The sequence below is a fragment of the Desulfosporosinus burensis genome, assembly GCF_054657535.1.
Map to the genome: position 1 here is coordinate 357,450 of NZ_BAAHYN010000001.1, position 19,511 is coordinate 376,960.

Annotated in this window: 20 protein-coding genes; 4 read left to right on the plus strand and 16 right to left on the minus strand. The window is 40.9% G+C overall.

Annotated elements, in window-relative coordinates; genetic code table 11:
• Positions 1 to 93: 93 nt before the first annotated feature.
• Both ACYQ3Q_RS02005 and ACYQ3Q_RS02010 read right to left on the minus strand, forming a co-directional pair.
• Complete coding sequence (locus ACYQ3Q_RS02005) at positions 94 to 216, minus strand: hypothetical protein (protein WP_459926995.1); 123 nt, start codon at positions 214 to 216, stop codon at positions 94 to 96.
• 60 nt (positions 217 to 276) lie between these two features.
• On the minus strand, positions 277 to 708 hold the full coding sequence (locus ACYQ3Q_RS02010) for an acyl-CoA thioesterase (protein ID WP_459926996.1): 432 nt from the start codon (positions 706 to 708) through the stop codon (positions 277 to 279).
• Positions 709 to 866: 158 nt separating this feature from the next.
• Here ACYQ3Q_RS02010 and ACYQ3Q_RS02015 point away from each other — a divergent pair, with 158 nt between their 5' ends.
• Positions 867 to 1,061 (plus strand): DUF896 domain-containing protein, encoded by a 195-nt coding sequence (locus ACYQ3Q_RS02015; RefSeq protein WP_459926997.1) that lies wholly within the window; start codon positions 867 to 869, stop codon positions 1,059 to 1,061.
• Between the two features lie 105 nt (positions 1,062 to 1,166).
• Positions 1,167 to 1,454, plus strand: coding sequence for a hypothetical protein (locus tag ACYQ3Q_RS02020; protein WP_034142229.1), 288 nt, complete (start codon positions 1,167 to 1,169; stop codon positions 1,452 to 1,454).
• Between the two features lie 224 nt (positions 1,455 to 1,678).
• Here ACYQ3Q_RS02020 and ACYQ3Q_RS02025 read toward each other — a convergent pair whose 3' ends face one another.
• The 7 genes from ACYQ3Q_RS02025 to ACYQ3Q_RS02055 all read right to left on the minus strand — a co-directional run bounded on the left by ACYQ3Q_RS02025 (position 1,679) and on the right by ACYQ3Q_RS02055 (position 10,662).
• Positions 1,679 to 2,431 carry a DeoR/GlpR family DNA-binding transcription regulator gene (locus ACYQ3Q_RS02025; protein ID WP_459926998.1) on the minus strand — a complete coding sequence of 251 codons (753 nt, stop codon included), beginning with the start codon at positions 2,429 to 2,431 and terminating at the stop codon, positions 1,679 to 1,681.
• Between the two features lie 24 nt (positions 2,432 to 2,455).
• Positions 2,456 to 4,189, minus strand: coding sequence for a pyruvate kinase (gene pyk, locus ACYQ3Q_RS02030; RefSeq protein ID WP_459926999.1), 1,734 nt, complete (start codon positions 4,187 to 4,189; stop codon positions 2,456 to 2,458).
• Positions 4,190 to 4,207: 18 nt separating this feature from the next.
• Positions 4,208 to 5,218, minus strand: a complete 1,011-nt coding sequence (gap, locus tag ACYQ3Q_RS02035) for a type I glyceraldehyde-3-phosphate dehydrogenase (RefSeq protein ID WP_034142226.1) — start codon at positions 5,216 to 5,218, stop codon at positions 4,208 to 4,210.
• Positions 5,219 to 5,436: 218 nt separating this feature from the next.
• Positions 5,437 to 6,585: a PRK06851 family protein gene (locus tag ACYQ3Q_RS02040; protein WP_459927000.1), complete on the minus strand. Its 1,149-nt coding sequence runs from the start codon at positions 6,583 to 6,585 to the stop codon at positions 5,437 to 5,439.
• Between the two features lie 189 nt (positions 6,586 to 6,774).
• Positions 6,775 to 8,823, minus strand: coding sequence for a heterodisulfide reductase-related iron-sulfur binding cluster (locus ACYQ3Q_RS02045; protein ID WP_459927001.1), 2,049 nt, complete (start codon positions 8,821 to 8,823; stop codon positions 6,775 to 6,777).
• 61 nt (positions 8,824 to 8,884) lie between these two features.
• Positions 8,885 to 9,874, minus strand: a complete 990-nt coding sequence (locus ACYQ3Q_RS02050) for an electron transfer flavoprotein subunit alpha/FixB family protein (RefSeq protein WP_459927002.1) — start codon at positions 9,872 to 9,874, stop codon at positions 8,885 to 8,887.
• A 14-nt stretch (positions 9,875 to 9,888) separates the two neighbouring features.
• On the minus strand, positions 9,889 to 10,662 hold the full coding sequence (locus ACYQ3Q_RS02055) for an electron transfer flavoprotein subunit beta/FixA family protein (protein ID WP_459927003.1): 774 nt from the start codon (positions 10,660 to 10,662) through the stop codon (positions 9,889 to 9,891).
• Positions 10,663 to 11,639: 977 nt separating this feature from the next.
• On the opposite strand from ACYQ3Q_RS02055, the gene ACYQ3Q_RS02060 reads away from it, so the two are divergent.
• Positions 11,640 to 12,302 carry a Crp/Fnr family transcriptional regulator gene (locus tag ACYQ3Q_RS02060; protein ID WP_459927187.1) on the plus strand — a complete coding sequence of 221 codons (663 nt, stop codon included), beginning with the start codon at positions 11,640 to 11,642 and terminating at the stop codon, positions 12,300 to 12,302.
• A 44-nt stretch (positions 12,303 to 12,346) separates the two neighbouring features.
• On the opposite strand, the gene ACYQ3Q_RS02065 is transcribed toward ACYQ3Q_RS02060, so the two are convergent.
• The 7 genes from ACYQ3Q_RS02065 to ACYQ3Q_RS02095 all read right to left on the minus strand — a co-directional run bounded on the left by ACYQ3Q_RS02065 (position 12,347) and on the right by ACYQ3Q_RS02095 (position 18,459).
• Positions 12,347 to 12,940 carry a 4Fe-4S dicluster domain-containing protein gene (locus ACYQ3Q_RS02065; RefSeq protein ID WP_459927004.1) on the minus strand — a complete coding sequence of 198 codons (594 nt, stop codon included), beginning with the start codon at positions 12,938 to 12,940 and terminating at the stop codon, positions 12,347 to 12,349.
• Between the two features lie 246 nt (positions 12,941 to 13,186).
• Entirely contained in the window at positions 13,187 to 13,846 is a 660-nt protein-coding gene (gene phoU, locus ACYQ3Q_RS02070; protein ID WP_459927005.1) for a phosphate signaling complex protein PhoU, read from the minus strand.
• A 115-nt stretch (positions 13,847 to 13,961) separates the two neighbouring features.
• Positions 13,962 to 14,714 (minus strand): phosphate ABC transporter ATP-binding protein PstB, encoded by a 753-nt coding sequence (pstB, locus tag ACYQ3Q_RS02075; protein ID WP_459927006.1) that lies wholly within the window; start codon positions 14,712 to 14,714, stop codon positions 13,962 to 13,964.
• A gap of 30 nt (positions 14,715 to 14,744) precedes the next feature.
• Positions 14,745 to 15,590, minus strand: a complete 846-nt coding sequence (pstA, locus tag ACYQ3Q_RS02080; RefSeq protein ID WP_459927007.1) for a phosphate ABC transporter permease PstA — start codon at positions 15,588 to 15,590, stop codon at positions 14,745 to 14,747.
• Positions 15,587 to 16,468, minus strand: a complete 882-nt coding sequence (pstC, locus tag ACYQ3Q_RS02085) for a phosphate ABC transporter permease subunit PstC (protein WP_459927008.1) — start codon at positions 16,466 to 16,468, stop codon at positions 15,587 to 15,589. The genes pstA and pstC overlap by 4 nt, the downstream gene beginning before the upstream one ends.
• A 318-nt stretch (positions 16,469 to 16,786) precedes the next feature.
• The gene (locus ACYQ3Q_RS02090; RefSeq protein WP_459927009.1) at positions 16,787 to 17,659 is read right to left on the minus strand and encodes a phosphate ABC transporter substrate-binding protein; all 873 of its coding nucleotides are present in this window, start codon (positions 17,657 to 17,659) and stop codon (positions 16,787 to 16,789) included.
• Positions 17,660 to 17,766: 107 nt separating this feature from the next.
• The gene (locus ACYQ3Q_RS02095) at positions 17,767 to 18,459 is read right to left on the minus strand and encodes a response regulator transcription factor (RefSeq protein ID WP_459927010.1); all 693 of its coding nucleotides are present in this window, start codon (positions 18,457 to 18,459) and stop codon (positions 17,767 to 17,769) included.
• Between the two features lie 261 nt (positions 18,460 to 18,720).
• Here ACYQ3Q_RS02095 and ACYQ3Q_RS02100 point away from each other — a divergent pair, with 261 nt between their 5' ends.
• Complete coding sequence (locus ACYQ3Q_RS02100) at positions 18,721 to 19,479, plus strand: methyl-accepting chemotaxis protein (RefSeq protein WP_459927011.1); 759 nt, start codon at positions 18,721 to 18,723, stop codon at positions 19,477 to 19,479.
• The last annotated feature ends 32 nt before the right edge of the window (positions 19,480 to 19,511 follow it).

A 19,511-nucleotide genomic window follows, 5' to 3' on the forward strand; every position in this document is an offset into this window, starting at 1 on the left:
CTGCATGAAGTTAGACAAAAAATAAATGCCCATCAATATTGATGGGCATACTTGATCATCATTAAATTCTCTTTATATAAGTATACGTTTTTTCTACGCTAATAATTTTTGGATAATTGCATGTTGTCCAAGAGAAGCCATCAAGGTTGGAAGTTCTTGGTTCTGTACGACCCTGTAATTAACTTCTTCTCCTTCAATCCACGTAACTAAATACATAGAATCCCTTCTCTCTTTGTACTTTGTATACATGATAACATACCACAAAGAGTAATGCAATCAGTTTTGGCAGATCCTTGCTTGGTTTTCCAGCACGTTTTCTAAACTTTTCCATATTCCATAGTTACGTACATCTGTAGCGCGACCTGCCTTGTTAATAAATACATGGACCGTCTTTCCTTCTGCCATCAAAGTTTCTTCATGGAAAACTCGATAAGAAAATGTTACTCTTCTAGAAGTCATCTGTTCTATCTCAGTAACAATAATCAACTCATCGTCATAGCGTGTTGGTTTTCGATAGCGGCAACTGGCTTCTACGACAGCTAATCCTATACCCTGTTCCTCAAACTTAGTATAAGGTAGATTTAATTCCCGGAACAATTCTGTTCTTCCAACCTCAAACCAAATAAGGTAATTTGAATGATAGACAATCCCCATTTGATCAGTTTCAGCATAACGAACTCTTAAGTGTGTTTTGGAAAGCAATCCCATTTAAAAATCCTCCTAGGTATCTTATATAAAGCAAATAGTATTTTGGCATATTATAGCACTCTTGGCTTAGTATAGGAATTATTTGAATTATTTTCGAAGCATGTTATAATGCAAAAAATGATAACCTTTACTATGGTAAGATGAAAGGAGATTCTTAATTGAGTACTTCACCTATCAATATAATTATTGAGCGTATCAACGAACTATCAAAAAAGAAGCGCGCCACTAGTTTAGAAGAGTGGGAACGCGCCGAGCAGGAAGCATTGCGACAGGAATATTTATCATTTATTCGTGATCAAGTTAAAGATACCTTAAGTAATGTTAAATTTACAGAGGATTCTCCCGTACAGTAGTCAGTTTTGTCACCAGCCAAAGAAGATGTATTTGTTTAGACTATTAGGCAAATAATATCATTAGATTAGTAGTCTGATGATTATTATTAAAAGGAGGAGATCCTTTTGCCTGAACGTATTTTGAAGTATGGAGGAGTAAAATTCCGCAATCTTGTTCCCCCTGTTAAGATTAATCGGTTTGTCAATCAATTACCTCGTTTCAAACGAGACTCTCTCTTCGAAATTGCGAACGAATTAGAAGGAGCGGGTTTAATAGAGGTTTTTAATGACCGTGCCCATAGTACTATCGATAAAGATACTATTGACAATCAAATGACTAATACCGGAAATTTTGATCACGAACTCCAAGGCTTTAAAAGACATACTAAGGACACTTTAAATCTACCTAAATAGTAGCATACTTTAAATCTATCTAAATAATAGCTAAACTACAACTCTAATTCTGCATAGATAAACGCGTATAGTCGACCGTGGTCGGCTATACGCGTTTTAGTGTATCTGATTTCCAGACCTCTACATCCTAAGTAAGGGTTATAGGGTTACTTATGTGTCAGAAGTCTCGATGTCAGCTTAGCTGAAAAGTGTAGCTGATAGAATTATCGGTTTAGACACAACTATTAGGCAAGTAAAACATTAACACCTAAAAGAGTAAGCTCTTCCTTGTCCGATGTCGATAGTCCAGAGTCTGTTACGAGTGTATGAACACTGTCCCAATGGGCAAAGGTATGATAACGAACTTGCCCTATCTTGGCACTATGGGCAACAAGAATAACGTCTTTTGCTACTTTAAGCATCGTTTGTTTGACTTCAGATTCTAACATGTTCGCCGTCGATAACCCTCGTGCGACATTTACGCCGGTTGCTCCTAAAAACAGTTTATCAGCATTGAAGCCCTCTAAAACCGCTCGGGTCATAGGACCGACCAGAGCGAAGGTATTTGTGCGAACTTCTCCGCCTGTCATAAGGACTGTAATCTCTTCTCGATTACCTAGAACACTAGCAATTGGTAGAGAATTGGTGATTACAGTACATTTTGTGTGTATAGCCTGGGCAACGGCTAGAGTCGTCGTCCCAGCGTCCAGAATAATGGAATCTCCTTCATTAATCAAGGTTGCAGCTAATTGACCTATTCTAGCCTTTTCTCGCTCAGCCTCTCCCATGCTCATCATCAACAAAGTATCCATTGGGGTAATCGGAGGATAAATCGCTCGTCCGTGTTGGCGTTGAATTAAACCCAACGCAGCAAGGTTCTTGAGATCTCGACGAATGGTCATTTCAGATACTTTTAACCGCTGTGCTAATTCTGTAACGGTTAAATTTCCATGTTCTTGAAGTAAGAAATGAATCTCATCCTGCCTTTCAGAACTCACGAATTCCCTCCTCTCACTATTATTTTATAGAATACTAATCGAGCCTTCATACATCATTCCGGATAAGGAGTCGACCGTCAAAGTCTGACCATCGATAACCTTAGAAAAAGCGTCAAAAGCTCCTACAATTGCCGGAATTCCATATTGTAACGCTGCAATAGCAGCGTGTGATGTCAAACCACCCTCAACAACGACCAAGGCTCCAGCTCGAGCAATGAGTGGAACAAACCTTGCATCAGTAGTTTCTGCAATTAGAATATCTCCATCATTAAAATCGTCTCGCTCTGGATTCCGCACTTTGCGTGCGATACCGGAATAGGACTTACGTCCAATACCTGTCCCTTTAGCCAAAATATTGCCCATGATCTGTACTTTGATCATATTTGTGGAGCCTACTTTACCAATCGGAACGCCGGCTGTAATGACTACCACATCCCCCGCATTAATGATCTTCTTGTTGAGGGATGTATTGACAGCTACAGACAACATTTCGTCCGTTCCTGTGCTTTGTGGGACAATAAGAGGTTGAACACCCCATTGCAGGGATAGCTGCCTGGCGGTTGTTTCAAAGGGCGTCGCGGCAACAATTAAAGCGCTGGGGCGGTACTTAGAAATCATTCGCGCAGTCAAGCCTGAGTGGGTTGGGGTCAGAATTGCAGCGGCTTGGAGGTCATTGGCAATCGTATAACTGGCAAAACTAATGGCCTCAGCGACATTAATTTGGGGTTGTCGAATAGCTTGTCGGTCTGAACAGATCTGTTCGGTTCTCTGAGCTATCTTATCCATCATCTGAACTGCTTCCACTGGGAAAAGCCCTGCTGCAGTTTCACCGGATAACATAATGGCATCAGTTCCATCTAGAATTGCATTAGCAACATCACTAGCCTCAGCCCTAGTGGGTCTCGGCTGACGAATCATCGAATCTAACATCTGGGTTGCGACAATAACGGGTTTACCTAGTAAATTACACTTACGGATCATTTCCTTCTGTCTGATCGGAACTTCTTCAACCCGTATCTCAACCCCCAGGTCTCCGCGGGCAACCATGAGACCATCCGCGACTTCAAGAATCGTATCCAGATTGTTGATCCCTTCTTGACTTTCAATCTTGGCAATGATGTGCACATTAGCTTCCATTTCCTCAACAACCCTGCGCACATCCAAAATATTGATTGCTCTACGTGTAAAAGACGCTGCAATAAAGTCTATCCCTTGGGAGATTCCAAAGCGTATGTCTTCAATATCTCTTTCCGTTACTGCAGGTAGATCAATCAGCGCGCCTGGCGCATTAACCCCTTTTTGAGACTTAAGAATTCCACCATTTCGAACCGTTGTGCGAATGATTTTATGATCAATCGAGGTGACTTCTAAATCGATTTGTCCATCATCAATCAGAATATGAGTACCTGGGTTGATTTTTCTCCATAAATCAGTATAAGTAATTCCAACACGTTGCTGGTCACCTAGACTCAGATCTGTATCCAATAAGAATTCAGATCCATTTTCAAGAGTAATACCCCCCTCAGGAACTTTACCAGTCCGTACTTCCGGCCCTTTAGTATCGAGAAGAATGCCCAGATGCTTCCCGATCCTAGCAGCTTCCTCTCTCAAAATCTTGATCCTACGACCATGTTCTTCGTGGGTTCCATGTGAAAAATTCAGACGAGCTACATCCATCCCTGCAGTTAGAAGAGCTTGAACCTTTTCCCGAGATTCACTTGCCGGACCGATGGTACAGACGATTTTAGTTCTCCTCATGGTGCATTACCTCCAAGCCTACAAGCCTTTATTTACAATGAGCTTCACTAGATCCACAATGCGGTTAGAGTAGCCACTCTCATTATCATACCAAGCTAAGACCTTAACCATGCGATCCCCCATCATCATCGTCGATAAGCCATCGACGATTGAACTGGCCGGATTACCGTTAAAATCAATGGAGACTAGCGGTAATTCGCAAAATTCCAAGATTCCTTTTAAAGGACCCTCAGCAGCTTGACGTAAAGCAGCATTGACTTCTTCTTTGGTTGTAGGTTTAGTCAAGTTTGCCACAAAGTCAACTAAAGAGACATTAGGCGTTGGAACTCGAACGGCTAAGCCATTCATTTTACCTTCTAATTCAGGTAGAACAAGAGTAACTGCTTTGGCTGCACCAGTGGTTGTTGGTATCATGGATTGGTATGCAGCTCTGGATCTACGCCAATCTGAATGTTCAAGGTCTAAAATGCGTTGGTCATTGGTGACTGAGTGAGTGGTAGTCATCATCCCTTGTTCAATTCCAAACTTGTCAAGTAAGACTTTGGCTACAGGAGCGAGGCAGTTCGTAGTACAGGATGCATTAGAAATAATATGGTGCTTCTGGGCATCATATTTATCTTCATTGACCCCTAACACGATTGTGATATCTTCATTCTTTGCTGGTGCAGATATAATAACCTTTTTGGCTCCAGCCGTAAGATGTTGAGCAGCAGCGTCACGTTTTGTAAAACGTCCGGTTGACTCGATGACGATATCTACGCCAAGTTTACTCCAAGGTAAATCTTGGGGATTTCTCTCTGCTAAAATCTCAATGCGTTTACCATCAATAATCATGGTCCTTCCATCGATTTCAACCGAATTCGGAAGAATTCCATGAACTGAATCGTACTTGAACAAATGTGCTAGTAAATCTGGGCTTCCTAAATCATTAATAGCTACCACTTCAAAAGGAACAGATTGTTTTAGTGCTGCCCGTAGTGTAAGTCGACCAATTCTACCGAAACCATTAATTGCTACCTTTAAACTCATTTGTTGACCTCCTCATATAATCCGGCCTTTAAATCCGGTTCGTGCATTAAACAATGCTTATATTATCACTATTCTGTGCAAATAAACAAATTCCTGCTGATAAAATGTTTAGATACACAAGAATTTAGTTTTAATAGATTTATAGTACCCTAAATTCAGAAAAACTTGCAAGGCATCTGCTTTGCAAGTTTTTAAAGGTGCTTTTCGTCTAGTCACCATCAGGTGAGATCTTGCGGTTTGGAACTCTCTTTGTGAACTGCAATTGCTGGTTCATCTTGGTAGGCTAAAATTCTTTCAAGGACAGATTTATACTTCTCTTCAATTCCCAAAAAGTTCATAGCAGGCACATAATAAGTTTCTAGTAAATCATGGGTTGCTTTGGCTTTTTTAGAATGACCTAAGGCTCGTGCTATATGTTGGTTTACTCGGATTCGACAATCCGTTATCTCCTCTCCACACTCCTTCATAAACTGATCACCATTTAGGCTCTGCTCAAAATCTAACGTAATAATATTACCACTATAATTTGAAGTGTAGGCATAGGGCTCTGAGTTAATCACCAAAGCAATTCGAAGATCCGGAAGAATGATCAAATCGAGTTGCTCAGGATTAAGGGTATTATGATAGTATTCAACATCTAAGCCAAAGGTTATGGCCCGTTCGGCAATTCTAGCCAGGAATGTAGACTTACCTGTTCCTGGCTGACCAATTAAGGTGTAGAGCGTTTCCGTACCCTTAACTAAGGTGTCTATATACTCAGTTTTCCCTTGCGGCGTGTGGGCCCAGGCAAACAGATGTCGTTGATTTCCAGCATTTTTGGGCGTTATTTTAAACATCTCTCGCTCTATTTTTAAAGTCAGCAGATTAATTTGATTCCAATTCTGGTAAGACGATATATAATACTTCCACTCATCTAAGGCAATCTTGGCTTCTTTTAAGGCAAAGTAGGCTCTTTGAAAATAGCTTGATACTTTTAGATTGCAGTTTTTGATTTCCTCTCTAGACTGTTTCAACATTTCTTCATTCCAATAATCCCCAAGGTTAATGATTTCATCGACAGCACCTGGGTTTTTAGGATCGACAACATGGGGGGCAGTTCCATCTAAGAGGGCAATGTTAAGTTGGGGAATGACAATCCCGTCGATTGAGCCGTTATCAGAGGAGCAACAGTGGTATTCAAGGTCGTAACCTTGTTCTAGCATAGTTTGGCCAATTTTCTTCATAAAGGATGATTTACCGACTCCCGGTCCCCCTTTTATTACGAAAATATGATTTGCATTTTGTTGAATCATGTATTGATAGTATGAGTAGAATCCTTGAGAAGTAACTGCTCCGGGAAACATCTTTTTGATATGTGCACTGGACATGTTGAATTCTCCTTTCACATTAAAGCGTCTGCAAACCATTTTTATTCAGATGATCAGGTTTTAGTTCCTTATTTTTAAAAATAAATTTCGGATCTTCACCCTAAGACAGCCCAGCGAGGCGCATAAGAAAGACCCACTGATCAAGGATCAGTGGGTCTTTCTCTAGTCATTTACAGCGTTTGTCTTATATCACAGCGATTTTTCTAAAATTTCAGCAATATCTAAGGCCTTGAGCTGTTCGCCAGCTTCACGAGCAGCAATTCCATCGACGATCATGGTGAGACAGAACGGACAGGCAGTACCGACATAATCAGTTTTCACAGCGATTGCTTCATCTGTGCGCATCTCATTAATCCGTTGTCCTTCATGTTCTTCAAGCCACATTCTTCCACCACCAGCACCGCAGCAGAAACTCTTTTCACCGGTGTGTTTCATCTCCTTGATTTCTAAGCCAACTGCTTTAAGCAATTCACGAGGTTGTTCGTAAATCTCGTTGTAGCGGCCTAAATAACAAGAATCATGATAGGTGACCGATTTATTGTCTCCTTTTGAGAGCTTTAGCTTGCCTGATTTAACGAGATCTAAGAGGAATACAGTATGGTGAATGACTTCGAAGTCTCCGCCCAATTGAGGGTATTCGTTTTTCAAGAAATTGTAGCAATGTGGACATTGAGTAATGATTTTTTTGACCCCATAGCCTTTCATCACTTCGATATTTTCGGTGGCTAAGGAATAGAATAAATACTCATTACCTAGTTTACGAGCAGAGTCACCGCAACATTTTTCTTCATTGCCTAGAATTGCAAAACGAACACCTGCAGCTTGAAGTAATTTTACAAGGGCAGCGGATACTTTTTGATTACGAGCATCAAAAGCTCCGGAGCAACCAGGCCAATATAAATATTCTACTTCAGGGTCCTCTTCATAGGTTTTTACACCGAGACCTGTGAGGAAATCGGCCCGAGTACTCCAGCCAATACCCCAAGGGTTACCATTATTCTCCATGTTTTTGAATGCCAATTGAGCCTCTGATGGGAAGCGTGTTTCCATCAGAACGAGATTACGGCGCATATCGATGGTCTTATCGACATGTTCCACAAAAACAGGACATTGTTGTTCGCAAGAGCGACAGGTCGTACAGGCCCATAGGTCTTCTTCAGGAATCACTTCGCCAATCAGAGCCCTACCAGTCCACTCTTCGGACTCATCCGCATCGCTAGCCGCAGCGGCTTCCTGCCCCTCTACTGCACCTGCTACAGCTACCTTTTTCAGAGGTAAAAGAGCCTCTCCGGTTTCCTCCATAAGAACACGCATATCCTGAATAATCCCTTTAGGATTTAAGTGCTTTCCACTCAAGTAGGCAGGACAGTTATCTTGACACCGACCGCACCGTAAACAGGCATCTGTGTTAAATAACGTTTTCCAAGAAAATTCTCGCAACTGACTTTTTCCAAAGGTTTCTAAACTCTCATCTTCAAAATCGATAGGATCTGGGATACCAATCGGTCCACGTTTGCGGAAGAACTGGTTGAGCGGTCCAAGCAAGACGTGGAAAAGCTTGGAGTATGGGAAATAAGCTATGAAAGCCATCGCAAGGGCGAGATGGAACCACCACAGAAATACGTGTAAGGACAAGAGTTGGGCTTCATTGAACATTGCTTTGAGGGGAATGGCCATCCACTGTCCAACAAAGGCATATCCTGCCCAAGGATCTGGTAATACGGCAATACGTGCTCCTTGAATGACAAAACCCGTGACTAAAATCGCGAAGAGTAACGCGAGGGTTATAGCATCGTCAGCTTTATTGTCTAAGCGATCTGGTCTCTCGATGTAGCGACGGTAAGCTGCGATAAGGATTCCAATCACAGCCAAGAGCCCAAACAAGTTAGCAGTTACTTTAATGAAAAGATAAAGCCAACCGTTAAAAATCATTAAGGCAAAGTCTGCTTGGAGGGTTATAATGGCGGTAGCAAAGGCTAGAAATAAAAAGCCGAAGAAAATGGTCGCATGCATTAAGCCTGGATAGGGATCTTTAAATATTCGTTTGTGAGCAAAGGTATAGACTAAAACGTCCTTAACTCCTGCTCCGATATCCTTCCATCGATTCTCGGGTTGGCCTAATTTCCAAAGCTGGAGTCGTTTATAGACACCGTAGCCAAAGATTATGAGTGCAACGATAAAAAACAAATAAAGCCAATGCTCTCCTTCAACATTCCAATACACTTGACGTGTTGCCATTCTTCCCTCTCCTTACTTTTATTAACGAAGCGCCTTAGAAAGGCGCTTCGCTGAATTTCCTTTATTCATTAACAAGTTTCTTAAACTCTGCTGTCAATAAGGGAACAACTTCAAAAAGGTCTCCGACAATACCGTAATCAGCCACATTAAAAATGTTAGCTTCGGGGTCTTTGTTAACGGCTACAATGAATTTTGAGGATCCCATCCCTGCCAAGTGTTGGATTGCTCCCGAAATCCCACAAGCAATATAGAGTGTTGGAGCAACAGTTTTTCCTGTTTGTCCAACTTGGAACTTATGTTCTTTCCACCCGGAATCTACTGCAGCGCGTGATGCTCCAACAGCAGCTCCGACAACATCGGCAAGATCTTCGAGTATGCCATAATTCTCAGGGCCTTTCATTCCACGTCCACCAGATACAATAACATTTGCCTCTGTAAGCTCAGGACGCTTAGAAGCTGCGATAGCAACTTCCTTAAGAATGGCAACTAAGTCAGAAGCGTCAATTTCTGCTGCTTCTTTAACGATTTCAGCCTGACGTCCAGCTTCAGGTGCTGTGGCAGTGAAGGTATTAGGGCGGATGGTTGCGAGAATTGGTCGTACTGCTGACGAAAGATGGGCAAAAGCTTTACCAGCATAAATAGGGCGTTTAAAGGTCAAGAAGTTAGTTGCATCAGTTTCCATTCCAGTGCAATCTGAGGCTAAGCCAACACCTAAACGTTGAGCAAGACGAGGAGCAAGATCCTTTCCAACAGCAGTGTTACCCATTAAGACTGCCTGAGGTTCATGCTTACTAATCAGTTTGTTAAGAACAGAGGTATAAGCACCAGTAGTATATTCTGCTAACTTTGCATCATCAACAAGGATAACCTTGTCTGCTCCACATTCAGCAACAGTCTGAGCAAGTCCATCAATACCTTGTCCGAGAATTACGGCGACTAAAGCTTCGCCTGTTTCATCCGCAATTTTACGTCCTTGACTGAGTAATTCTAATGAAACTTTACGGATTTGCATGTTGCGTTGTTCGACTATAATCCAAATTCCTTTAGCCATGTTAATTCCTCCCTTTACAGAACCTTAGCTTCTTCACGCAAGAGTCGTGCTAATTCATTTGCAGCTTGTGCAGCATCACCGGCAAGTTTTCGTCCACCTTGGCGAGCACTAGGTAAACTGTATTTATCAATATTCATTTTCAAACACAAATCTCCAGCGTTAATTCCAAGGTCAGCAAGGGTCATAGTTTTTAAAGGTTTTTTCTTGGCTTTCATAATCCCTGCAACAGAAGGATAACGAGGTTCATTTAGGCCTTTTTGAGCAGTAATTACGACTGGTAAGCAAACTTCAATTAGCTCAGTTCCACCGTCTATTTCGCGGGTTGCAGTCACTTGAGTTCCAGCAATTTCAAGTTTTAGAACACTGCTGACTGAAGGTATCTTTAAGGCTTCTGCTAAACGAACAGCAATTTGACTAGCGCCATCATCGATCGCGATACGTCCTACCAAGATGACGTCATATGGGATTTGGGCGATCGCTTTAGCGAGGATTTCAGCTTTAGCACATTCATCAGTATTATCTAAAGCAGGGTCGCTAACTAATACGCCTTTATCTATTCCCATCGCTAATGCGGTGCGAACAGCTTCTTGGGCACGGGCGCCACCCATAGTTACTACGGTTACTTCGCCACCGAACTTTTCTTTAAGTCTAATTCCTTCCTCAATGGCAAATTCATCGTAAGGGTTAATAATCAAATTTACCCCATTGGCATCGATTTTACCGTTAGCATCTAGTACGATTTTAGCCTCAGTATCAAATGTTTGTTTGATGAAAACGACAATATTCACACTGTTTCCCCCTTACTGCAACAATATTACTCTTTAAGAATGTGGCTTCTAACAGCCGTTAAAAGTTCGCCTGTGCCTAAGAACGATAAGCTGACCTAATTAAATACTTGTAACCCTGCTATTTTTTCCCATAACACCCCCCAAAACCACGTGAGAAGGAATTATTTTCCAGAACGAATATTATAGACTCTGGCCAGACACAAGTAAGTTAAAATTTCCAGCAGAATCACTGGTCAAAAAGAAAAGAAATAAGATTTGTTTCACATATGCAAGTAAGAGCATTTTCACCCTTACTATTTTGAACGTAACTTTTTGCACAAACTATAATAATCTTATTCTTCTCACTTACTAAGACTAGCACTGAGGTCACAATAAGTCAATATGAGAATAATTAATATATTATATAATGCAACTGTAATGCATTGTCAAAGAATATAAGGACCGTTTCGTAGAGGTGCCCTGTCTCAATAAAAATTCTAATCGAGCATACTAACCTTCGAATTTGACCATAGAAATACTGGATGGTAAGATGTAAGAATTCTATTCCGGGAAGAAAAAGAGTGTGCTTTTGAGCACACTCTTTTTTTAGGGATTTTTACGAGGAAGTGGTTTTTGAATATTTCGTGCTTTATGCGTGTCAAACTCTTGGAAATGAGGATCTCTTACAGTAACCGGTGATTTTGGTCGTGAAACCTTCTTGTGGGCACCCATAGATAACCACCTTTCGTGTCAAGTTCATTTTCGAAACTAAGATTATCATTTCCTTATCTAAAATACCTATGCTTTGATTCTGAGAAAAAATCGCTTTCTTAGAGCTGATTGAATTTAATCTTGCCGTATAACACGTGTTATAATACCCTTGTCACGAATAAGCAATTCTTAGCTGGATTACTTATGAGTCTATGAACGGGGGGGGTTACGTGTCCAAAGAACAGCAAGTTCGAGAACTTATCGAACATAAACTCGTTTCGGGTAATATGCCATCCGAACTTATAAGTTTTTGCTTAGCCCACGGTCGAATTCGTCACTATGCGCCTAAACAGTATCTATACTTTGCAGGCGATGAAGGAAATACGATTTTTTTTCTGGTTACTGGTAGAATTCGCTTGTACTTAATGGGTGAGTTTTCAGAAAAAATTATTCGCATCCTTAGTACCCCAACTTTCTTTCCTGAAGTTATCCTAGATGGAAAACCTTATCCACATGCCGCGCTCTGCATCGAAGAGACTGACGTTTTGGCAATTGATCGACAAACATTAACTCGTTTCATAGAAAATAATCCTTCAGTACTCTGGGTGTTCTATCGAGAACTTGCTTTGGATTTGCGTCGTACCTATCGACAAATTCGGAATCTATCTCTTGGCGATGCGCGTTTGCGCCTGGGGGCTAAGCTTTTTGCTTTAGCGCATGTGCACGGAAAAGCGTCCCCAAGCGGAACCTTAATTACTATTCCCCTCTCCGCGACAGAGCTTGCCGGTATGTGCAGCCTAGCTCGTGAGTCAGTTAGTCGCATTTTAGGAGAATTAAAAGACATCAAAATCATCATAATTGAGAAAAAAAATATTACCGTTCCCAATCTTGAGAATTTACGTGAATGGATTCATGAACGTGCTTCTCGTACTCGATCTTCTTTGGATTAAAATCTTTATAAAACTCTGCAAGTGGTCTTTGACTCCAGCAGCAGTTAGCTGAACTTATCATTCAAGAAATGCGTCAATCTTTCTTGTGGTCCACCCTCATTAATATAACTCAACATCGTTTCCGTGATCCAGTCCACAACTTCCTGATCAGTAGTGACTTGCCCAGCCAACTTGGCAAACTGTGGATGTCGGCCTACTCGTCCACCAAGACGCAATGTCCAGCCACTTTCTCCTGTAGTTAGCGTTCCTGTAGGACAGACGTTTTGACAATTCCCACAGGAAAGGCAAAGAGTATTATCGATAGTTATCCCGCTTGACTGCCAAGTTATGGCCTTTTCTAGGCAAGTATTAATACAAATTTTACACCCTGAACAGGGGACATTTGTAATTTTAGGAGTTACATATCCGGAAATCCCAAAGTCTTTAATATTAGGGTGTGAACACCCATTGGGGCAACCAGCTAAACTTACTTTTGGCAGATGATGATGAAGAACTGGACGAAACTTATCTTCAAGGGTTTCTAATAAGTTCAGGTCATTGAGCTTCTTGCTAAGTGCATGGTAAAGCGTGTTCCAGTCACGAGCTAATTTAGGGCAATTCGGGCGGCAATGATCTAGCTGATATCCCTTCTGTTGCATATTAATAATTCCCCCAAAGATTAATAGTTCTCATGTACTAACCGTCTGGGGATAGTCTAACAAATATTACAGGTCCAAGATGTGGTTTGAATCACATTGTTAAACAATGGTACTAAGTCAAAATAAAAGCAAATCACTATCAATAAGTGATTTGCTTTTATTTTGCATAATGCTGTTTATCCGCCGTATTAATACCCATTTCTTAAGTGGTGTTCGATGTTAGTTTAGCTGAAACAGTTCACTGTTTTACTCGTTGAGGTCCACTCTCTCACCTGTACAAATATACACTATTTCTTCGGCAATATTTGTACAATAGTCTCCCAAACGTTCTAAAAAGCGACTCGCAAAAAGTAGGTAATTGGCTTGAGTTACCTTATTGGGATCCGCCATCATGATAGCCCGTAATTCTCCAAAGACTTGAGAATATATTTGATCAATTTCATCATCCATCATGGACATCTGGGCTGCTGTCTGACAATCATCTTGCACATAGGCTTTGAGCCCAAGGCTGAGCATTTCATTGACCAAGGTACTCATCCGTGGAATGTCAATTAGAGGCTTAATTAATTCCTCTTGACCGATTCTAATTGTCAATTTTGCAAGATCAACTGACAAGTCGCCCATTCTCTCTAAGTAAATAGAAATTTTAAAACCAGCGACAACCTTTCGTAAATCACGGGCAAAAGGCTGTTGAGTTGCAATGAGAAGAATGCATTTTTCTTCAATGATAGCTTGTAAGTCGTTGACTTCAAGATCCTTTACAACAATAGTATTGGCTAATTCCATATCTTGATTTATCAAGGAACTTACAGCAAGACTGATTTGTTGTTCTACCATATTCCCTAGGTCTAAAATTTTAATGCGCAGTTCCTCTAAGTCATTATCAAATTTCTGGCGAGTTGGCATGTCTTAGCCCCCCTCTCATATCTAGAGGTCGTACTACTCATCTTTCTTTATCCATCTAATGAGTAGTATACTAGACAGTATTATATCAAATATAAGTACTAAATAGAACAAGCGCTTAACCGAATCGACCAGAAATATAATCCTCTGTCTTTTTCTTGCCTGGTCGGGTAAATAATATACTCGTTACATCTTCTTCAATTAAATCCCCACTTAAGAAGAACGCAGTACGGTCTGAGACTCGAGACGCTTGATGCATATTATGAGTGACGATAATAATTGTGTACTTATTTTTTAACTCAGCAATTAGCTCTTCAATCTTCATCGTAGATATAGGATCAAGGGCCGATGTTGGCTCATCCATTAATAATATTTCTGGTTCTACTGCCAAAAGACGGGCAATACAGAGCCGTTGCTGCTGACCACCTGATAGTCCCAGAGCAGATTTGTGTAGCCGATCTTTGACCTCATTCCATAATGCTGCATCTTGAAGACTTGTCTCGACAATCTCATTTAAGCGTTTCTTATCGGTTTCTCCATGAATACGGGGACCATATGCAACGTTTTCATAAACTGATTTGGGAAAAGGATTCGGGTTTTGGAAAACCATTCCTACTCGTTTACGAAGTAAGACAACATCAGTTTCAGCAGCATAGATATCCTGTCCATCAATCCTGACTTGGCCTAAAATCTTCACATTCGGTATCAAATCTTGCATTCGATTGAGAGAACGCAGAAAGGTAGACTTACCGCAACCAGAGGGACCAATGAGGGCAGTCACGCTTCTCTCTTTCATAGCCAAGTTAATATTATTTAAGGCCTGTTGCTCACTGTAAAAAAGGTCGAGGTTACTGACCACGATCTTATCCATATAAATTTCTCCTTAAACACATATTGGATACTACACTTTATTTTTCCCCAAGAGTCGATTTTGCAACCACCGGCTAGGTATTGTTAGAAAAACGTTAAAGACTATAACCATGATGATGAGTAATGCAGCAGTACCGTCAGCAATTTGATCGGCGTTTGTCCCAGGCAAAGGATTGGACTTAGCTGCAAATAAATGCACTGCTAATGTCTCACCTGCGGCCAACGGATTCACATCAAACGGTATGCGTGAAACATTCATCCCAGCAGTAAAGATTAATATAGCCGTCTCACCTAAAGCTCTACCTGCGACAAGTGTTATACCCGTAATTAATCCTGGTAGGGCAGTTGGCAAAATAACCTTGCGTATTGTTTGCCACATCGTAGCCCCTAAAGCCAAGCTTGCCTCCCGATAACTTCTCGGAACCGCTTGTAAAGACTCTTCTGTCACGCGTACTAAGATCGGTAGATTCAGTAAGGCAAGAGTGGCTGCTCCCCCCAAAATGGTGAATCCTAAACCTAGCATGTTCACAAAAACGATCATTCCAAAGAGACCGAAGACAATTGAGGGAACAGTGGCCAAGCTTTCCGTACTTAAACGAATAATATCAGTTAATTTATTCTTAGGCGCGTATTCTGACATGTATATTCCTGCGCCTAAGCCAACGGGCAGTGAAAAAACTAGCGAAAGCAATAGAATATAGAAAGAGTTAAACAATTGACCTCTTACACCGTCAGGTCCATTAAAGAAGTCACTAGTAAGATGAGGTAGGCCCCGTCCTAAGATCTGAATTAAAAACGCAACTAATAAGGAGACAATAGCGACGGCTACAACCCAGAGCATCAGCGTAGCAAAACGATCGGCTTGACGAGCTTTCAATGAGTCGCCCCCTTTCTTGAGGCTGTACGAACTAGAATAATCATAACCAAGGCAATGATCAACAGGATAAATGCCATTAAGAACAAGGCGTTGTTCCACGTTGATCCAAACGGTGTGTTCCCCATTTCCATGACGATATTACTGGTTAAGGTTGACGTTGGACTCCCTAAAGAAAAAGGGAAACGAGGGGAATTGCCAATAACCATTTGTACAGCCATAGTTTCTCCGATGGCCCTAGCCATAGCCAAAATGATCGCTGTTAATATTCCAGGGGATGCCGCTGGTACAAGGACCCTGCGTATGGTTTGCCAACGTGTTGCCCCTAAGGCTAGCGAAGCTTCTTTATAGGTCCTTGGCAAGGAGCGTAAAGCATCTTCCGAAAGACTTATCACTGTTGGCAAAATCATAATGGCTAATACGATTCCTGCTGCCAACATACCATAACCAGTTGGTGAGTCTGTGAGTTTTCGTGTTATGCCTACGACAACAGTTATCCCTACATATCCGTATACTACAGATGGAATTCCTGCAAATAGGTCTGTAGCTGGACGCATAATTGCCCGTACCCATGGTGGGGCTATCTCTGCTAAAAACACTGCCCCAGCCAGTCCAATAGGTCCTCCAAGCAATACTGCTATTAGTGTCGTCCCAATCGAACCAGCAATAAATGTCAGTGCTCCAAACTGACCTGTGTCGGGACTCCATTTGCTACTTGTAAAGAATTCTAGGATGCTGACTTCTCGAAACGTAGATAACCCCTGCATTCCTACAAACCAAATTATACAAACGATGATTAATGAAACCAACACAGCACTACTAATAAAAAGATAGCGCGATAAACGGTCACTGAAATATACCCAGGACTTACGGTGTGGCAACCTGTTACACCTCCATATTATCTAATTTTTCAAATTGAGAACGATACTTGTAATAGTAAATTGTAATGATTAACTTGTTATAAGTTTAACTCATTTGTGTAAATTGTAGATTAAGTGAATGTAAAGTTTAGGTTAACATTGACAAAAAGACACCCTTTTTATAGCCTTCAAAGTTTCATAGTTTAATGATGATTTGACCTTAGGTTGAGCATACAGAATTAGGAGCAAGAGATACCTTGCTCCTAATTCTGTAGATCGATGTATATCATAGCTCGAGTTGTCAGAGATTTGGAAATGACTATCCCTGTTGGTATTATCTTATTTCTTCATTTTACTGATGGCTATAAATCCTGTCTTCTCGACATTCTTTTCTTGGAATTCCTTGCTCATGACATAGTCTAAGAAGAGCTTTACGGTTCCAACAGGTTCTCCTTTAGTATACATGTGTTCAAAGGCATAAATAGGATACTGACCACTAGTAACTGTTTCAACACTGTACGCAACACCATTATACTTGAGAGCCTTAACTGTGTCTTTCAGGTATGCTGCATCGATATAACCAATAGCTCCGGGTGTTTGAGAGACACCAGTCATTACATTACCATTGGAATCTTGGGAGGCGGCGGCATCAGTAAAGTCTTTACCGTCCATCACGATCCTTGAAATTGTCGCACGGGAACCAGAAGATTTAGAGCGTCCGATAATGGATATCGGTGTATCCTTACCGCCAACATCTTTCCAGTTATTAATTTTTCCAGTAAAGATGTCTATAAGTTGAGCTTTAGTTAAGTCGTCAACAGTGACATCTTTATTTGCAATGATCAAAAAAGGTGCTACTGCAACTTGATGATCGACCAACCCTTTGTCTTTCAGCTCTTCAGTAACAACCACATCGGAATTCCCAATATCAACAGAACCGCTAGCCACATTATTCAAACCCGTAAACGATCCACCACCGCTTAAGTTTACCTGTACACCAGCATTATTTGCCATAAAATCATTGGCAGCTAATTTAACAAGTGGTTGAAGTGCAGTCGAACCTGCGGCAGAAATAGTTTTCTTGTCAATAGAGTTTGTAGAACTTGGAGTTGATGAAGGTGTTGTTGGTGCTGCAGTTTGGCCACATCCTACTAAAACCAGTAGAGCCATTAAGGTAGTACTAACAAGGATTTTCGATTTCATTTTAAACAATTTTATTTCCTCCTTAAATTTCCGTTGTACAAATTCCTCAACACAAATTGATTATAATGGATGATTGTAAAGTCTCAATGAAATCAATGTAAAGTTTAAGTTAAATTTCAGTATTTCTCTCGGTGTGTAAAAGTGTACCCAACTCCACGCACCGAGTCGAGAACTGGTCCTAAAGATTTTAATTTATTGCGCAAATGACTGATATGGACATCAAGTGCTCTGGTACCTGAGCTGGATAGGTCACCCCAGATTTTCTGAATTAGATATTCCCGACTGAATACTTGATAGGGATTTGATACGAATAAAACTAGCAATTCGAATTCCTTGATTGTTAAATTTAGAGGTTGTTCTGCAAGGGTAACTGTGTAGCTTTCTTTCGCTATCTCCAATTCTCCCCACCTCAAAGGACTAGCTTTAGTATCAATGTTACGTTGAACCTCTCTAAGTCTTGCCTTTATCCTTGAAGACAATTCTCTAGGACTAAAAGGTTTAGATAAGTAGTCGTCGGCACCAAGCTCAAGTCCGATTATAATGTCCATTACATCATCGCTGGCACTTAGAATTATTATCGGTATATATTGGGTTTCTTTCTGTGTGCGCAGTGTTTTAATAACATCAAATCCATTGATCAGTGGTAGCGTAAGATCAAGTATAATAAGGTCTGATTTATCTCTCCTAGCGAGTTCTAACCCTTGTTCTCCGTTTAAGGCGGTTATTACAGTAAACCCATCTTTTTCTAAGTTAACTTGGACTAGTTCTTTAATTTGAAGCTCGTCTTCTATGAGTAAGATTTTGGCCACACCATAACTCCCCCCAATAAAGGCCCTCCCTTACAATTTTAAATTTGAAAGAACAACTGCTTATATCATAATCTTTGTATGTAAAGTCTGAATGAACGGAATGTAAAGTTATTGTTAAATTTGACTATCCGATTTTTTGCTTCATTCTCAAATCTGAGGCTAGTAGAATCAAATGATCTACAACCCGTTCTGTAGTAGGAAGGATATACATAGTGCAATAAACTCGAATTATGTAGCAGTTGTACAAGAAGGAGTTTTCGAATGTTTAAGTCGGTAGATATAGGCCAACAAAAGCTATACCGTTTACTTAGAGATGGGAAAACGATCACCACCAAAACGGCTTCAACCACGGAAAATGGGCAAAAAGCTCTTGCAGAGGCGGTTGAAGAAATGGACAACATTAATCGAGGTACTCGATTAGTTAAAGAAGCCATCAACTTACTAGCTGATGGCTCTGAACAAATCGCAGATATTGCTCATTTAATAACTGGGATCACTGAACAAACAAATCTATTGGCCTTAAACGCCGCAATTGAAGCTGCACGGGCTGGGGAACATGGGCGCGGTTTCTCTGTAGTCGCTGAAGAAGTTCGTAAGTTGGCTGTAAAGGCTAAAAAAGCAACTGGACAGATCACAGCCTTAGTAGTCGTTAACAGGGATAACATCAAACAAGTTATTACAGCTTTGGAAACTGATATCGTACATGTTGACGCTGGAATTAAAGTAGTCAATACCGCCTCTTTGAGTCTTGGCGACATATTGGATATGGTTCAAGAAGTCGCTGGACAAGTCAGTGGGATCGCCGCTTCTATACAGCAAATGGCTGCGGGCAGCCAACAAATTGTCGCTGGGGTTCAGCATATTGGCGCAGTTAGTCAGAGCACAGCTGGACAGGCTGCTTATGTATCTGAGGCAATTGACGAATTCACTGCTTCTATTGATCAGATTAACTTATCTTGTCATAGTTTATCTGACTTAGCTGAAAGCTTACAAACAGGAATTAGTAATTTCAGGATCTAACGATGTTTTTAGGATTATTCACTTTGTGACTA

Coding starts and splice junctions, on each gene's coding strand:
- ACYQ3Q_RS02100 (WP_459927011.1), top strand. CDS start 18,721: ATGTTTAAGTCGGTAGATATAGGCCAACAAAAGCTATACCGTTTACTT.
- ACYQ3Q_RS02040 (WP_459927000.1), bottom strand. CDS start 6,585: ATGTCCAGTGCACATATCAAAAAGATGTTTCCCGGAGCAGTTACTTCT.
- phoU (WP_459927005.1), bottom strand. CDS start 13,846: ATGCCAACTCGCCAGAAATTTGATAATGACTTAGAGGAACTGCGCATT.
- gap (WP_034142226.1), bottom strand. CDS start 5,218: ATGAGTTTAAAGGTAGCAATTAATGGTTTCGGTAGAATTGGTCGACTT.
- pyk (WP_459926999.1), bottom strand. CDS start 4,189: ATGAGGAGAACTAAAATCGTCTGTACCATCGGTCCGGCAAGTGAATCT.
- ACYQ3Q_RS02045 (WP_459927001.1), bottom strand. CDS start 8,823: ATGGCAACACGTCAAGTGTATTGGAATGTTGAAGGAGAGCATTGGCTT.
- ACYQ3Q_RS02005 (WP_459926995.1), bottom strand. CDS start 216: ATGTATTTAGTTACGTGGATTGAAGGAGAAGAAGTTAATTACAGGGTC.
- ACYQ3Q_RS02060 (WP_459927187.1), top strand. CDS start 11,640: ATGCCATCCGAACTTATAAGTTTTTGCTTAGCCCACGGTCGAATTCGT.
- ACYQ3Q_RS02050 (WP_459927002.1), bottom strand. CDS start 9,874: ATGGCTAAAGGAATTTGGATTATAGTCGAACAACGCAACATGCAAATC.
- pstB (WP_459927006.1), bottom strand. CDS start 14,714: ATGGATAAGATCGTGGTCAGTAACCTCGACCTTTTTTACAGTGAGCAA.
- ACYQ3Q_RS02010 (WP_459926996.1), bottom strand. CDS start 708: ATGGGATTGCTTTCCAAAACACACTTAAGAGTTCGTTATGCTGAAACT.
- ACYQ3Q_RS02065 (WP_459927004.1), bottom strand. CDS start 12,940: ATGCAACAGAAGGGATATCAGCTAGATCATTGCCGCCCGAATTGCCCT.